Source organism: Streptomyces sp. TRD_SC_5 (assembly GCF_056836825.1).
Map to the genome: position 1 here is coordinate 2,311,314 of NZ_JBWZZS010000001.1, position 15,125 is coordinate 2,326,438.

13 protein-coding genes and 1 pseudogene are annotated in these 15,125 nt (G+C 69.8%); 1 reads left to right on the forward strand and 13 read right to left on the reverse strand.

Annotation, left to right across the window (positions count from 1 at the left end; translation table 11 throughout):
- Positions 1-2 precede the first annotated feature (2 nt).
- A complete protein-coding gene (locus tag AC1P0E_RS10655) occupies positions 3-170 on the reverse strand; it encodes a hypothetical protein (RefSeq protein ID WP_482741930.1) in 168 nt (55 codons plus the stop codon).
- Positions 171-373: 203 nt separating this feature from the next.
- Here AC1P0E_RS10655 and AC1P0E_RS10660 point away from each other — a divergent pair, with 203 nt between their 5' ends.
- Entirely contained in the window at positions 374-1,450 is a 1,077-nt protein-coding gene (locus tag AC1P0E_RS10660) for a M48 family metallopeptidase (protein ID WP_482741931.1), read from the forward strand.
- Here the strand turns inward: AC1P0E_RS10660 and AC1P0E_RS10665 are convergent.
- The 12 genes and pseudogenes from AC1P0E_RS10665 to AC1P0E_RS10720 all read right to left on the reverse strand — a co-directional run.
- Positions 1,447-2,577, reverse strand: a complete 1,131-nt coding sequence (locus tag AC1P0E_RS10665; RefSeq protein ID WP_482741932.1) for an SCO2583 family membrane protein — start codon at positions 2,575-2,577, stop codon at positions 1,447-1,449. The two genes, AC1P0E_RS10660 and AC1P0E_RS10665, sit on opposite strands and share 4 nt — an antisense overlap.
- 112 nt (positions 2,578-2,689) lie before the next feature.
- The gene (locus tag AC1P0E_RS10670; RefSeq protein ID WP_482741933.1) at positions 2,690-3,304 is read right to left on the reverse strand and encodes an SCO2584 family spore wall biosynthesis protein; all 615 of its coding nucleotides are present in this window, start codon (positions 3,302-3,304) and stop codon (positions 2,690-2,692) included.
- 59 nt (positions 3,305-3,363) lie between these two features.
- Entirely contained in the window at positions 3,364-4,668 is a 1,305-nt protein-coding gene (locus AC1P0E_RS10675; RefSeq protein ID WP_482741934.1) for a glutamate-5-semialdehyde dehydrogenase, read from the reverse strand.
- A 129-nt stretch (positions 4,669-4,797) separates the two neighbouring features.
- Positions 4,798-5,283, reverse strand: a complete 486-nt coding sequence (locus AC1P0E_RS10680) for a hypothetical protein (RefSeq protein ID WP_482741935.1) — start codon at positions 5,281-5,283, stop codon at positions 4,798-4,800.
- A 133-nt stretch (positions 5,284-5,416) separates the two neighbouring features.
- Complete coding sequence (proB, locus tag AC1P0E_RS10685; RefSeq protein ID WP_482741936.1) at positions 5,417-6,544, reverse strand: glutamate 5-kinase; 1,128 nt, start codon at positions 6,542-6,544, stop codon at positions 5,417-5,419.
- A 227-nt stretch (positions 6,545-6,771) separates the two neighbouring features.
- Complete coding sequence (locus tag AC1P0E_RS10690; protein ID WP_482741937.1) at positions 6,772-8,028, reverse strand: glycosyltransferase family 2 protein; 1,257 nt, start codon at positions 8,026-8,028, stop codon at positions 6,772-6,774.
- Positions 8,029-8,193: 165 nt separating this feature from the next.
- The gene (locus AC1P0E_RS10695; RefSeq protein WP_482741938.1) at positions 8,194-10,317 is read right to left on the reverse strand and encodes a hypothetical protein; all 2,124 of its coding nucleotides are present in this window, start codon (positions 10,315-10,317) and stop codon (positions 8,194-8,196) included.
- A gap of 140 nt (positions 10,318-10,457) precedes the next feature.
- A complete protein-coding gene (locus AC1P0E_RS10700) occupies positions 10,458-11,957 on the reverse strand; it encodes an SDR family NAD(P)-dependent oxidoreductase (RefSeq protein ID WP_482741939.1) in 1,500 nt (499 codons plus the stop codon).
- Positions 11,958-12,245: 288 nt separating this feature from the next.
- Entirely contained in the window at positions 12,246-13,679 is a 1,434-nt protein-coding gene (obgE, locus tag AC1P0E_RS10705) for a GTPase ObgE (RefSeq protein ID WP_482741940.1), read from the reverse strand.
- 132 nt (positions 13,680-13,811) lie between these two features.
- Entirely contained in the window at positions 13,812-14,069 is a 258-nt protein-coding gene (gene rpmA, locus AC1P0E_RS10710; protein ID WP_482741941.1) for a 50S ribosomal protein L27, read from the reverse strand.
- 11 nt (positions 14,070-14,080) lie between these two features.
- Positions 14,081-14,401 carry a 50S ribosomal protein L21 gene (gene rplU, locus AC1P0E_RS10715; RefSeq protein WP_028813461.1) on the reverse strand — a complete coding sequence of 107 codons (321 nt, stop codon included), beginning with the start codon at positions 14,399-14,401 and terminating at the stop codon, positions 14,081-14,083.
- Positions 14,402-14,634: 233 nt separating this feature from the next.
- Positions 14,635-14,848: pseudogene (locus AC1P0E_RS10720) on the reverse strand (CDP-glycerol glycerophosphotransferase family protein); the annotation flags it as partial.
- Between the last annotated feature and the right edge of the window lie 277 nt (positions 14,849-15,125).

The following is a 15,125-nucleotide window of genomic DNA, read 5'->3' on the forward strand; positions in this document are numbered from 1 at the left end:
CCTCAGCGGTCGCGGTTGAAGCGGGTGGTGATCCACAGCAGCACCATGAGCGCGAGGAACGCGCCGGCGCCGGTGAGGTACGGGTTGAGGGATTCGTGGTTCCCTCCCTGCTCGCCGCCCTCTCCGGAGGCGAGGGTCACGAGGGAGACAGCGGTGCTGTGGAGGCTCATCTGCGGCAGGACCTATCCGGGAGTCGGAGCGGAGAACTTCGGAAACTTCGCGGACATCGTATGCGGGCGGTACGGGCACGCTCACGCCGACTCAGTCGTTCACGCAATGTCCGGCTCCAGGAACCGGCCGAGCGCGCGGCGCGTGAGCACATACGCTGAGGCGGTCCGGGGGACGGGAAACACTCGTAGACAGGGGGCCACCCATGACCGACGGCAATCACGAGAACGTACCGAGCCGCAATCGCCGGCGCTTCCCGGGCATCTCGTCCCGGGCGTACGAACATCCGGCGGACCGCTCGGCCCTGGTGGCCCTGCGCAAGCTCACCGGTTTCGACACGGTGTTCAAGGCACTGAGCGGGCTGCTCCCCGAGCGCAGCCTGCGGCTGCTCTTCCTCTCCGACTCGGTGCGGGTGAGCGAGGCGCAGTTCGCCCATCTGCACGCCATGCTGCTGGACGCCTGTTACATCCTGGACCTGGAGAAGGTCCCGCCGATGTACGTCACGCAGGACCCCAAGCCCAACGCCATGTGCATCGGTCTCGACGAGCCGATCATCGTGGTCACCACCGGCCTGGTCGAGCTGCTCGACGAGGAGGAGATGCGAGCGGTCGTCGGCCACGAGGTGGGCCACGCCCTGTCCGGCCACTCCGTCTACCGCACCATCCTGCTCTTCCTCACGAGCCTGGCACTCAAGATCGCCTGGATCCCCCTCGGCAACATCGCGATCATGGCGATCGTGACGGCGCTGCGCGAGTGGTTCCGCAAGTCGGAGCTCTCCGCCGACCGCGCGGGCCTGCTGGTCGGCCAGGACCTCCAGGCGTCGATGCGCGGCCTGATGAAGATCGCCGGAGGCAACCATCTGCACGAGATGAACGTGGACGCGTTCCTGGAGCAGGCCGAGGAGTACGAAGCGGGGGGCGACCTCCGCGATTCCGTGCTGAAGATCCTCAACGTGCTGCCGCGCTCGCACCCGTTCACCACCGTGCGGGCCGCCGAACTGAAGAAGTGGGCGGAGAGCCGCGACTACCAGCGGATCATGGACGGCCACTACCCGAAGCGCGACACGGACGGCGACACGTCCGTCACGGACTCCTTCCGCGAGTCCGCGTCGCACTACGCCGACACGGTGCGTACCAGCAAGGACCCCCTGATGAAGCTCGTGGGCGACATCGCGGGCGGCGCGGGCGACCTGGGCGGCAAGCTGCGGGACAAGTTCACCGGCGCCAACAGCAGCGGCAACGGCAGCGGCAAGGACCCCGGCGAGGACGCCGGCAAGGGCTAGCCGCCGCCCCGCGGGCTCGGCATGGCGCTCGGCGCGAGCGTCCCGCACAGGGCCGCCGTGGCCGGACCCGTCGCGTACGGGTCGGTCCCGGCGGGCCCCTCGGCGATGGCTCGCTGCCCGGCCAGTACCGGCCGCAGGTGGCTCGCCGCGTCGGCGGAGCAGGCCTGGGGCCCGGCCTGGACGTACGAGACGAGCAGTTCGGCCCGGTGCATCCGCAGGTCGTCGCGGTCGAAGCGGAAGTGCAGCTCGCGGCGGACGGTGAAGAGCGACGCGCCGTCCGCCCGCGGCTCCCCGGCGGAGTCTCCCGCCGGGCGCAGCGCGTAGACGAAGGTGTGGTCGGAGGTCACTTCGAGGCGGCCGGACTCCGTCTCCTCGACGTGCAGTACGCCTTGTACGCGCGGCTGGGCGCCTGCGAGCGTGACCTTCGACGGGTCGAAGCGGACCAGCCACCCCGCGGCCGCGTGCCTGCCGTCGTCGGCCGGGGCGTCGAAGCCGCGGTCGAACTGGGTCAGCTGGTCGGGGTCGAGCAGGGTGCGCACCGGGCGGACCGTGGCGCCCTTCAGAACGTCCGGGTCCAGGGACGACTCGACGAGGTAGTCCTTCGCGATGGTCAGGGCGGACATCACCTGCCCCTCCGAGAAGTGGGCGGTGCGCCGCGCGGACGGCAGCGGGATGCCCTCGGCGCCCGTGCGGAACTGCGCGGCCGGACTGCGCGCGAAGAGTTCGGCGGGCTCCCCGCCCGGCACCGCCCCTCTCGGGGCCAGCGGTATCAGCGTGGTCCGCAGCAGCTCCGCCCGGCCGGCCGTCGGCGGCTGGTACGGGTGGCGTACGCCCAGGTAGATCGCCGTACCGAAGGCGATCGCGACGAGCAGGACGAGCACCAGAGCCTGCATGGGCCCCGCGCTCCTGCGTCCCCGGCCGTCCCCGCCCCCGCTGCCCCGGGCCTTCCAGGCGGGCCGGCTGCGTACGGCCTTCTCGTGATCGTCCAGCCGCTCCTGTGCGGAGTACTCCTGGAGGCGGGCAGCCCGCACGAACGATTCGTCGAAGACGACGGACCGGTACTCGTCGTCGCTGCCACCCGGGAGGCCCTCGGGTGCCCCCTCAGGTGGCTCTCCGCGCCCTGCCATATCTTCAGGGTAGGTCGGCGGAAGGGATCGTAAACGCCCTGGTGCGCCACAAGTTGTGACGACTTCCCGCACGGAGGGTGATCGGCGGAGGTCCGGCCCCGGACGCGCCCCGTCACGGCGTACTGCGCGGAACCGCGGACGCGGCGGGCGCGGAGTACTCGGCGGAGGCCGAGGGGCCACCGGGCCGCGAGTTGTCGCTCGTCGCGGGCACCGGAACCCGGTCCTCCCGGCCCCCGGAGGCCGCCCCCCGGTAGACCGCGGTGAAGGCGAGCGCCACCATCCCGATGCCCATCAGCAGGGCCAGTATCCAGGCCACGGGCCGGTGCCAGCGCGCATGCCCCCGATAGGGGCGCAGGGCGCCTCCGTGGCGCCCGTAGGGGCCCGTACCGTCGCGGTACTCCTCGTACTCGTCGTCGGCGTCCAGCGGGCCGTACGCGCCGTCGTGGCCGGGATCGCGGGCGCCGTACTCGGCGGCGTACCCGTCGTCGTAGAGATCGTCGTCCGGATGGGCCTTCCCGGCCCTCGTCCGGGTCGCCTCGGCCTCGGCGCGCGCCTGGGCGGCAGCCAACAGCCGCTCGACGGCGGTCGGTTCATGGACCTCGGCGGCCCGTACGAAGTCCTCGTCGAACACCACGGAGGCGAAGTCCTCGTCCGCGCCTCCGCGGTCGACAGGGTCCTCAGGGTCCCAGCCGTCCTGGAACGGCCTGCCCCCCACGTCGTCCGGCACTCGTTCAGCGTAGACCTGGACGGTCGTTTTGGGCAGAGAACGTGCGAACCAGAGCTTCGCTAACGCGTGTGACCGTCGCCCGTCACGATGTACTTCGTCGAGGTCAGCTCGGGAAGGCCCATCGGACCGCGCGCGTGCAGCTTCTGCGTCGAGATGCCGATCTCGGCGCCGAAACCGAACTGACCGCCGTCGGTGAAACGGGTGGACGCGTTCACCGCGACCGTCGTGGAGTCCACCAGCTGGGTGAAGCGGCGTGCGGCGGCCTGCGACGTCGTGACGATGGCCTCGGTGTGCCCGGAGGTCCAGCGGCGGATGTGGGTGACGGCCCCGTCCAGCGAGTCGACGACGGCGGCGGCGATGTCGTACGACAGGTACTCGGCCTCCCAGTCGTCCTCCGTGGCCGCCACGACGGCCGCCTTGGACCCGTCGGCGTACGGGAGCACCCGCTCGTCGCCGTGGACCGTGACGCCCGCCTCGGCGAGCGCGTCCAGCGCGCGGGGCAGGAAGGCGTCGGCGATCTCCCGGTGGACGAGGAGCGTCTCGGCGGCGTTGCAGACGCTGGGCCGCTGCGCCTTGGAGTTCACCAGGATGGCGACGGCCATGTCGATGTCGGCCTCGGCGTCCACGTAGACGTGGCAGTTGCCGGTGCCCGTCTCGATGACGGGGACGGTGGACTCCTCGACGACCGTACGGATCAGGGACGCGCCGCCGCGCGGGATCAGCACGTCGACCAGACCGCGGGCGCGCATCAGCTCACGTACCGAATCGCGGGACTCTCCCGGCACGAGCTGCACCGCGTCGGCGGGCAGGCCGGCCCCGGCGATCGCGTCGCGCAGGACGCCGACGAGGGCCGTGTTGGAGGCGTACGCCGACGACGAGCCGCGCAGCAGTACCGCGTTGCCGGACTTCAGACAGAGCGCCGCCGCGTCCACGGTCACGTTCGGCCGGGCCTCGTAGATGATCCCGACGACGCCGAGCGGCACGCGCACCTGCCGCAGGTCGATGCCGTTGGGCAGGGTGGAGCCGCGTACGACCTCGCCGACCGGGTCGGGCAGCCCCGCCACGTCCCGTACGTCGGACGCGATGGCGGCGACCCGCTCGGCGGTCAGCGTCAGCCGGTCGATGACCGTCTCGCTCGTGCCGGCGGCGCGGGCCTTGGCGACGTCCTGCGCGTTGGCCTCGACGATCTCGTCCGTACGGGCCTCGAGCGCGTCGGCCACGGCCAGCAGCGCGGCGTCCTTGACGGAGCGCGGGAGTGGCGCGATCTCGTCGGCGGCGGCGCGGGCCCGCCGGGCGGTCAGCGTGACGGGGGACGCGGCGGCCGCGGTCGGGTCGGTGCCTGCGAGAGGAGAGTGCGAGGTCATACCCGCAGGGTAATGCGCGCTCTGTGTGCGTTCACCGGGTATCCCGCTCCGCGAGACGGTCCGTCCCGGCCACAGCCGCCTTACGAGACAGCTCCACCGGGCACGGCCGCGCCCCCACGATCACAGCAGTCAGTACGGATGCACGCCGACCGGCGCCGCGGGCGGCGGGCCGTACCCCTCGGCGATCCGCTGGTGATAGGTGTCCCGGTCGATGACCTCCAGGCCCACGATCTCCCACGGCGGCAGCTTCGACGTCGACCGGTGCTCGCCCCACAGCCGCAGCGCGACGGCCGCGGCGTCGTGCAGGTCCCGCGCCTCTTCCCAGTACCGGATCTCCGCGTGGTCGTCGGCGTATCTGCTGGTCAGCAGAAAGGGATGGTCGTGGGCGAGCTGTTCCAGACCTCGCCTGACCTCCTGCAGCGGCGCCTCGGCGCCCGAGACGCTGAGGGTGATGTGCCAGAGCCTCGACGCCTCCCGCGTGTCGTGGGCCTCATGGCCGGGCGCCGGCCCCTGGTCCTGCTCCGGGGCGTCGTCGAAGTCCGCCCCCGCCCCGACACTGGTCAGGGCGCGCTCGGCCGTCCCTCGGGGCAGCGCCCCCGGACGCGCTCGTCTCACCGGCGGCCTCCTGTAATGCGTTGCTGAGCTGTACCCCGCGCTGTTTCCCCCGCAACAAAGTTGACCAGTCCTGGGCCTGGCGCGGGGCGGTTTTCCGGAAGGTCTCTGCCGCGAGGCGGGTCTTTCAGCCGTTTCAGGGGTGGAGAACGACCAGATCGTCCCTGTGTACGACTTCGCGCTCGTACGCCGGCCCGAGCTCCTTCGCCAGGTCACGGGTGGAGCGGCCGAGCAGCTGCGGGATCTCCTTGGCGTCGTAGTTGACGAGTCCGCGCGCGACGGCCACACCCGCCGCGTCCCGCAGCTCCACCGGGTCACCGGCGCTGAACTCGCCCTCGACGCCGGCGATTCCGGCGGGCAGCAGCGACGTACGCCGCTCGACCACGGCACGTACCGCCCCGTCGTCGAGCACCAGCGCGCCCTGCGGCGTCGAGGCGTGGGCGAGCCACAGGAGCCGGTCGGCGCTGCGGCGGCCGGTGCGGTGGAAGTGGGTGCCCGTGTCACGGCCGGCGAGGGCGTCGGCGGCGTGGCTGGCGGAGGTGAGGACGACGGGGATGCCGGCGGCCGCGGCGATACGGGCGGCCTCGACCTTGGTCACCATGCCGCCGGTGCCGACGCCTGCCTTGCCCGCGCTGCCGATGGAGACGTGCGCGATGTCGTCGGGGCCGCGCACCTCGTCGATGCGCGTGGTGCCCGGGAGACTGGGGTCGCCGTCGTACAGCCCGTCCACGTCGGACAGGAGAATGAGCAGGTCGGCCCGTACGAGATGGGCGACGAGGGCGGCGAGCCGGTCGTTGTCGCCGAAGCGGATCTCGTCCGTGGCCACGGTGTCGTTCTCGTTGACGACCGGAACGGCTCCCATGGCGAGGAGCTGGTCCAGTGTCCGGTAGGCGTTGCGGTAGTGCGCGCGGCGGCTCGTGTCGTCGGTGGTCAGCAGCACCTGGCCGACGCGCACGCCGTAGCGCGCGAAGGAGGCGGTGTAGCGGGCCACGAGCAGGCCCTGGCCGACGCTGGCGGCGGCCTGCTGCCTGGCAAGGTCCTTGGGCCGGCGGGCAAGACCCAGCGGCGCGAGTCCGGCGGCGATGGCGCCGCTCGACACGAGCACGATCTCCTTCTCACCGCCGCTGCGCGTCTTGGCCAGTACGTCGACGAGCGCGTCGACCCGGTCCGCGTCGAGCCCCCCCGACGCGGTGGTGAGTGAGGAGGAGCCGACCTTCACAACGATCCTGCGGGCCTCTGCTACGCCCTGCCTTGCCCCTGACACGTACAGACACCCACTCTTGCTCGCCCGGTTCTCCCCGCAATGTACGTGAGCCGCTCCGGACGCCGCCTCCGCATTTCGCCCCGTGGACGGCCGCTCGCCGGGGGCCGGCGAGGGAAGCGCCCGGGCGAACGCCGCCCGCGGTCACCCGGCCTCTGGTTCATCTCCCTCGCGCCCAGCAGGAACTCAGGAGGATTCGGGACTCGAACCAGAGGCCGGGTGACTCTCCGTCAGGAGCTGACCGTGCGACCCGCCACCGCGCCCCGCGCCATCCTGCGCAGCTTGCGCACCACGCGCCGCGCGAAGGACGGCTTGGGTCTGGCGGACTTGGGCGCGCTCACGCGCACCCCGCCGACCCACTCCGAGACCGTGACGGCGAACATCTCGTCGGGTACGCCCGCCTTCTTGTCCCCGAAGTGCGGGTACGCGAGGTACGGCTTGCCCGCCGAGCCCTTGCGGATCACCTCGGGCACTTCCTTCGCCTCGAGGAACTTCAGGTGGTCCTCCAGGAGATCCGCCCGCCCCTCGGCGACGTAATGCATCCGCAGCCGCTCGGGCACCTTCAGCCGGCGGGCCACGCCCGGCGCCCAGTACTTCTCCGTGAGCGGCTGCGCCAGCTCGATCTTGTGCTGGCGTGTGCCGGTCTTCGCCTTCAGCCAGCGGTGGTCGAACTGCGGCAGCAGCGTGATGACGAAGGGCCGGATCATCAGCTCGTCCCGCTTCTCACCCGGCGGGAAGAACTCGGCGATCAGATCCATCAGGGCCGTCGCCGAGTCGAAGCGCATCTCGTAACTGCCGCTCTGCGTAATGTGCTTGCCGTCGTCGCGGCGCACGATGTAGAGGCAGACGTAGTCGGCGACGATCGAGACCCCGGCGCTTCGCACATACGCTTCGAGGGTGAAGCGCGCGTCCTCACCGGTGTACAGCTGCTGATCGAAGCGCATCTTGTGCTTCTCCAGCAGCTCGCGCCGGAAGAGTTTCTCCGCGCTGAGCGTGAACTTGATGTTGGAGGAGAAGAGGTCCGTACGCTCCAGAGTGCGGCCGAACATGGACTTGGGCGCACCGCGCCCGACGCCCTCGATCTTGCCCAGTACGACGTCCGTGCCGTTGCGGTCGGCCATCGCGACCATGCGCTCAAGCGCCTCGTCGCCGAGGTAGTCGTCGGCGTCGAGGAAGAAGACATAGCGGCCGCGGGCCATGCCGAGACCTACGTTGCGGGGGCCGCTGGGTCCACCGGAATTCTCCTGGTGAACCACGCGCGTGGAGACCTTGCTCCTGGCTGCGAACTCGTCGAGATACTCTCCGGTCCCGTCGGTCGAGCCGTCGTCGACGGCCACGATCTCTATGCGGTCGGCGCCCAGCGTCTGGGCTTCGACCGACTCCAAGCAGGGGATCAGGTAAGGCATCGCCTCGTACGCACCGATGATCACGGTTACATCGGGAATCTCGACTGCGGCCATGCCCGTCTTATTCTCGTTCATCGACATCCAAGACAGTCGGCACATGGGTGTGGTTGTTCACCATCGTTACTTTTCCACGTGACGCTCGCCACATCGCACACGAAAGGCCCGACAGAACGTCTCGAAAGACGCCCTGCCGGGCCGGTTTTAGACCTTTGTCCGGGTATGGACCAGCCGGCGGACGTCCGGAGGTCAGCCCGCCACAGTCGAGTCGACCCCGGTGGCCTCCGGCGCGGAGTCGCTCGGATCCGCCGCGGTTTCGGCGACCTCGACGCCGGTGCGCTGAGCCACTCCCTGGTTGCGGGCCTCGGACTTGGCCGCCAGGTCCCGTACGGCGTCGTTGAACTGCACGATGGACGCGGGCTCGTCGGGACCGAGCAGGTACGCCTTCAGCTCACGCCGCGCCTCCGCCAGCGCGTCGGCGCTCACGCCGCCCGTGATGGCGGCGAGCAGCTCACCGAGCTGTGCGGCGCCGTTGTCGAGGATCACGGCCGCGCGTACGGCGGTGTTCTGCTGCTTGAACTCCTCGACGCCCAGCTCGGCGGAGTCGGTCACGGCGTACGGCTTGCCGCTCGCGATGAAGTCCGACACGACGCTGGAGATGTCGGAGACCATGCCGTCCGACTCGTTGAAGCAGTCGTACAGGCGCGGCTCGGCGTCGGCGATGACCCGGTGCTCCCACCACCCGAACGAGCGCCAGTACGCGTCGTTCCACTCGTCCCTGAGCTTCGCCAGTTCCGCCTCGCGCGCCGGATCGGGCAGCGCGTCACGCGAGATCTCGGCCTCGTCCTTGCCGTTCTTGGCGACGCCCTTGCCCTTGGCCCCCAGCTCACCGAGGCGTGCCTCGATACGGGCCAGCTCGGCCTTCGCCGCGGCCTGCTCCGCCTGGAGCGCGGCTGCGTCCTTCGCCCAGCGGGGGTCGGCGGCACGCTCGGCGGCCGCCGCCTCCACCATGGCGGTGATACGGGCGTGTACGGCCTTGGCCCTGGGGCTGCGCGTCCCGGTGAAGGGGTGCGGCTTGTAGAGCACCCTGACGGGCTTCTCGGCGTCCAGCAGGCGCCTGACGATGTTCTCGCCGGCCAGCAGGATCGAGGTGTTGCCCGGGTTGTCGTCCCAGCCCTCCCACGTGGGGGCGTACAGAACGGTGGGGACGGGGTTCCTCGCCGTACCGCTCCAGGACTTGATCGGGGCGAGCTGCGGGCGGCCCACCTCGACGATGTCCTCGTCGCGGACGCCGACGTCGGCGAGCGCGTAGCGGTCGCGGCCGGCCCGGCCCGCGCTCCACACCTCGTCGTACACCTTGCTGAACGGGTTGATGCTCGCGACCTTGTCGCTGTCGCCGTGCCCGATGAAGACGTGCTTCATGGTGGGGATGCGCAGCATGTGGATGTTCTTGCCGACGTTGGCGGCATACAGCGCGACCCGGACCGTGGACATGTCCATGTTCATGAGGTGCGTCGCGCTGGGAACGCAGATCACCGGCACCGACGTCGGGGCCAGCTGCGGCACGATGTGGCGCTCGCGCAGGACGATCAGCGGCCTGCCGTCGAGCTGCTTCATCGTCTCGAGCCACATGTTGACCTGGTACGCCGACTCACGGGAGCCGGAGAAGTACAGGACCGTGGTCGGGCGGTAGTCGCGCAGCCAGGTGTCGACGCCCTCCAGGACGGTGTCGACGGGCGGGACGCGGCGGCCGCGCCGCAGGAACGGCAGCAGCACCGCGACGTAGGCGACGGCCAGGGCCAGGGTGAGCGCGAGGCCCGTGTAGCCGAAGACGTAGTCGCCGCTCTGGACCGCGATCAGCACGCCCGCCACGGCGAAGACGTCGAGATGCAGCATCTTCTCGGCGGACCGGTTCAGCAGTCCCTGGGGCGGGGCCGGCGGGATGTTCAGCATGCCGAGGTCGATGTTGCGGGTGACCACCGGCATCCTGCGGCGCAGGCGGATCAGGGTGACGAGCGCGCCGTGCGGGGCCTGGAGCGCGTAGAACAGCAGCAGGCCGGCGATCGTCACGTAGAAGATCGACTGCTCGGCCAGCTGCATGCGGGCCAGCAGGAGGATCAGCAGCAGCTGGCGCACCAGGAAGCGGATCGAGAGACCGGCCCGGACCTTGCCGAGACGGTTGATCAAGTAGCTGCCGCGCTGGTGCAGATGCCGGTCCGCGAGGTACGTCGCGGCGACTGCGGCCGCGAAGAACCACAGGTTCGGGATCAGCGCGGCCAGCATGACGCACGGATACCCGAGCGCGATGACGGCGGCGGCGGCCAGTTCGGACCCGCTGCCCACACGGGCCAGACGGATGGCGGTCGAAATCACGAAGAACCTGCTCCAGAGGGGTGCCGGTTATTTACGGTGCGATGGAAACGGAAATGTGAAGTCCAGCTCCACGAAGTCGGGCCTCTGCATATCGCTGTTTGGCGACTACAGAGGCCCGAATCTTAGATTGTCGAGCAGTATTACACATCTTCCTGACGGTCCAGGACGGCAGCCAGCGCCTGCTCGAAGCCCGACGCCTCGGAAGCGCCACGGGTCGGGTCCACCTGCCGTACGTCGATGACGTGACCGGTGAGCTCCGAGAGCAGCACGTCCAGCGACGTACGCGCCACGGCCTCGGAGGACAGCAGCGAGCCCGCGGGCTCGTCGCCGAACGCCTTGGTGCGCATCGGGGTCGCCGTGCGCTCCGGGTTGACGCAGTTCACGCGCACGCCGTCGCCCGCCCACTCGTCCGCGAGGGCCTGGGTGAGGTTCACCATGGCGGCCTTCGTGGAGGAGTAGAGGCTGTACTCGGCGCGGCCGCGGGTGTAGCTGCTGGAGGTGTAGAGCAGCAGCTGGCCCTTGGTCTCGGCGAGGTACTTGTGCGAGGCGCGGGCGATCTGCACGGGAGCCAGGTAGTTGACGTTCAGCGCTTCCTGGATCGTCGTGTTGTCCGTCTCGGCGAGCTTGCCGATGCGGAGCACGCCCGCCGTGTTGATCACGTAGTCGACGCGGCCGGTCTCCGAGTACGCCTTCGACAGGGCGTCGTCGACGTGCTCGGGGTTCTCGACGTGCGTACCGGTGGTGGAGCGGCCCAGTGCGTACACCTTGGCGCCGTAACTCGTCGCGAGGGTCGCGATGTCCGCGCCGATGCCGTACGAGCCGCCGAAGACGACCAGCGTCTTGCCGGCCAGCAGCTCTCGGTACGCGGCCTCGTCGGCCTGCTGCGGGGCGGCGGTGGAGGCGAGCTGGAACAGCTTGTCGGCGATGAAGACGTCGACCGGCTGCGTCACCTTCATGTTGTACTCGTCGCCCGCGACGACGTAGATCGGCACGTCGGGCAGGTACTTGAGCACGACCGAGCAGTCGTCGGTGGCCTGGAAGTTCGGGTCGCCGGCGGCAACTTCGTACGCCCTGCGGATGGTGCTGAGCTTGAAGGCCTGCGGGGTCTGGCCGCGGCGCAGCCGGGACCGGTCCGGGACCTCTGTGATGAACTCGCCGTCGCCGCCGTGCGTACGCGTCACGATGATCGTGTCCGCGGACGGGATGGCCACGTCGACCGCCTGGTAGCGGTCGAGCGCGTCGACGCAGTCCTGGATCACACGCTGTGACAGGAGGGGGCGCACCGCGTCATGGAAGAGGACGTTGCGGTCCTCGCCCTCGGCGAGGCCTTCGCCGAGCGCGGAAATGGCACGCTCGGTGGTCTCGTTGCGCGTCGTACCGCCCTCGATGACCTTGGTGACCTTGGTGAGGCCGGCCTTCGCGACGATCTTCTCTACGTCGGGCACGTAGCCCGGCGCCATGAGAACGATGATGTCGTCGATGCCGTCGGCCTGTTGGAAGATCGACAGGGTGTGCTCGATGACCGCCTTGCCTGCGATCTTCAGCAGCTGCTTGGGGATCGACAGACCCACACGCTGACCGGTACCACCGGCGAGCACTACTGCTGTGGTTCGGGGCTTGGCTATGGGCTGCACAGACACAGACGACCTACCTTGCGAGGGCTGGGAGACAAACGCGATGGTCGCACTCTCCGTGACCGTCTCGCAAGGCGGACGTCCCCCGGCCGACACCTGTACGAAACCGCTGGTATGCCTGCGGGGGGTTTTCCCCCACCCGCCCCTTCCCGCACTGGGGCGGGAGCCCCTCACTCGGCGGAGCCGCAAAATGTCACAGCGGAAGGGGCGGATAGGGGAAAAGCGCCGCAGGCGCCCGGTGGTGAGCGATGCCACAGGTGACATCGCTCGCCCGCCGGGGCCCCGCGCCGGCCCCTAGAAGGGCTTGAACTCGTCGTACTCGCGCTGCGAGTCGTCGCGCTCGGCCTCGCGGTCCCTGCGCCGCGTCGCCGCCGGACGCGGGGCGTCCAAGCGGTGGTCCTCACCACGGCGGCCGAGCATCTCCGCACCCGCCATCACCGTCGGCTCCCAGTCGAAGACGACCGCGTTGTCCTCCGCACCGATCGCCACCGCGTCACCCGCACGCGCACCGGCCTTCATCAGCCTGTCCTCGACACCGAGGCGCGCGAGACGGTCCGCGAGGTAGCCCACGGCCTCGTCGTTGCTGAAGTCGGTCTGGCGCACCCAGCGCTCCGGCTTCTCGCCGCGCACGTGGTAGACGCCCTCTTCCTCGGTGATCGTGAAGCCCGCGTCGTCGACGGCCTTCGGACGGATGACGACCCGGGTCGACTCCTCCTTGGGCTTCGCCGCACGCGACTTGGAGACGACCTCTGCCAGCGCGAAGGAAAGCTCCTTGAGGCCGATGTGCGCGACCGCCGAGACCTCGTAGACGCTGTAACCACGCGCCTCCAGGTCCGGGCGGATCATGTCCGCCAGCTCCTGGCCGTCCGGGATGTCGATCTTGTTGAGGACGACGACACGCGGCCGGTCGCCCAGACCGCCGTACTGCGCCAGCTCCTCCTCGATCACGTCCAGGTCGGTGATCGGGTCACGGTCGGACTCGAGAGTCGCCGTGTCCAGTACGTGCACGAGCACCGAGCAGCGCTCGACGTGCCGCAGGAACTCCAGTCCCAGGCCACGGCCCTGGCTCGCGCCGGGGATCAGACCGGGCACGTCGGCGATCGTGTAGACGGTCGAACCCGCCGTCACGACACCGAGGTTGGGTACGAGCGTCGTGAACGGGTAGTCCGCGATCTTCGGCTTCGCCGCGCTCAGCACCGAGATCAGCGAGGACTTGCCGGCGCTCGGGTAGCCGACCAGCGCCACGTCGGCGACGGTCTTGAGCTCCAGGACGATGTCGCCGCCCTTGCCCGGCTCACCGAGCAGCGCGAAACCGGGCGCCTTGCGGCGGGCCGAGGCCAGCGCCGCGTTGCCGAGGCCGCCGCGGCCGCCCTCACCGGCGACGTACGTCGTGCCGTGGCCGACCATGTCGGCCAGGACGTTGCCGTCCTTGTCGAGGACCACGGTGCCGTCGGGAACGGGCAGGACCAGGTCCTGTCCGTCCTTGCCGGAGCGGTTGTCACCCGCGCCGGGCTGGCCGTTGGTGGCCTTGCGGTGGGGGCTGTGGTGATAGTCCAGCAGGGTGGTCACGGACTGGTCGACGACGAGGGTGACGTCGCCGCCACGCCCGCCGTTGCCGCCGTCCGGGCCGCCCAGCGGCTTGAACTTCTCACGGTGTACGGAGGCGCAGCCGTGGCCTCCGTTACCCGCGGCGACATGCAGTTCGACGCGGTCCACGAAGGTGGTCATGGGTGGGTCCTCCAGTACATACGGAAATGTCTACATACGTAACACGCCAAGGGCGGCCGCGCTTCCCCGTTCCCCGGGAAAGAGCGTCCGCCCTCGGAAAGTGCTGTGTGTATCGCTCGACGAAAGCCGGAATTACTCGGCGATCGGAACGATGTTCACAACCTTGCGGCCACGGTGCGTGCCGAACTCGACCGCACCCGCGGCGAGCGCGAACAGCGTGTCGTCGCCGCCACGGCCGACGCTCGTGCCCGGGTGGAAGTGGGTGCCGCGCTGGCGGACCAGGATCTCACCGGCGTTGACGGCCTGACCGCCGAAGCGCTTCACGCCGAGCCGCTGGGCATTTGAGTCGCGACCGTTCCGAGTGGACGATGCGCCCTTCTTGTGTGCCATGTCTCAGTCCCTTACTTCGCAGCCGTGGGGATACCGGTGACCTTGATCGCCGTGTACTGCTGGCGGTGACCCTGGCGACGGCGGTAGCCGGTCTTGTTCTTGTACCGAAGGATGTCGATCTTGGCACCCTTGTGGTGGTCCACGACCTCGGCGGTGACCTTGATGCCGGCCAGGACCCACGGGTCGCTGGTGACGGAGTCGCCGTCGACCACGAGCAGGGTCGAGAGCTCGACCGTGTCGCCAACCTTGGCCGTGGGAATCTTGTCAACCTCAACGATGTCGTCGACAGCAACCTTGTGCTGGCGACCACCGCTGCGCACGATGGCGTACACGCTGATCTCTCTTTCGCTCGGGACGGGACCCCTGATGCCAGCCGCTCGCACGGGCCGTGGGGCCCGCGACGAGTCCGAATGGACGAGCGGCCTCTAGCGGCTCTCCGAGGGAGTGCCGGAAGGGAGGTGCTCAGGAGATGGCGTGCACAAAAACACGCCGACGGTCAAGAGTACGGGCCCGCGCGGCGGAGGGTCAAACCGGGTCCCTACGGGTCACTCCCGGGGCCCCGGGGTCACTCCCCCGCCGCGATCTCCAGCATCCTGTCGACCACCCGCGCGGAGGCGCGGCCGTCCGAAGGCTCGCAGAAGTCCTTCACGAACCGGTCGTACTTCTCCTTGGTACTCCACCGACACCGAGTCGATGTTCCGGATCGCGTCGATCAGCTCCGGTGACGTCTTGAGCAGGGGCCCGGGAGCCCGCTCGGTGAAGTCGAAGCAGAAACCGCGCGGCAGCGCGCCCAGGTCCACGCCCGGCAGCTCGATGCGGGCCCGCCTGAGTCCCCTGACCTGGTAGACCCCCGGGTTCTGCCGTTCGTACCGCAGCACCTCGACGAGCTCGTCCGCGCGTCCCTGGGCGGCCAGGTGCCACTGCACCCGGCTGATCGGCGGGAACTTCGGCACCTTCTTGGGGTCGGCCCGCGCCATGAACTCCTTCGCCGCGACGAGGAAACCGGCTCGGTCTTCCTCCGAGGCCTCCGGGAAGTACTTCTGGTTGTCCGGGGAC

Coding starts and splice junctions, on each gene's coding strand:
- AC1P0E_RS10675 (WP_482741934.1), bottom strand. CDS start 4,668: ATGACCTCGCACTCTCCTCTCGCAGGCACCGACCCGACCGCGGCCGCC.
- AC1P0E_RS10665 (WP_482741932.1), bottom strand. CDS start 2,577: ATGGCAGGGCGCGGAGAGCCACCTGAGGGGGCACCCGAGGGCCTCCCG.
- obgE (WP_482741940.1), bottom strand. CDS start 13,679: ATGACCACCTTCGTGGACCGCGTCGAACTGCATGTCGCCGCGGGTAAC.
- AC1P0E_RS10660 (WP_482741931.1), top strand. CDS start 374: ATGACCGACGGCAATCACGAGAACGTACCGAGCCGCAATCGCCGGCGC.
- AC1P0E_RS10690 (WP_482741937.1), bottom strand. CDS start 8,028: ATGTCGATGAACGAGAATAAGACGGGCATGGCCGCAGTCGAGATTCCC.
- AC1P0E_RS10655 (WP_482741930.1), bottom strand. CDS start 170: ATGAGCCTCCACAGCACCGCTGTCTCCCTCGTGACCCTCGCCTCCGGA.
- rpmA (WP_482741941.1), bottom strand. CDS start 14,069: ATGGCACACAAGAAGGGCGCATCGTCCACTCGGAACGGTCGCGACTCA.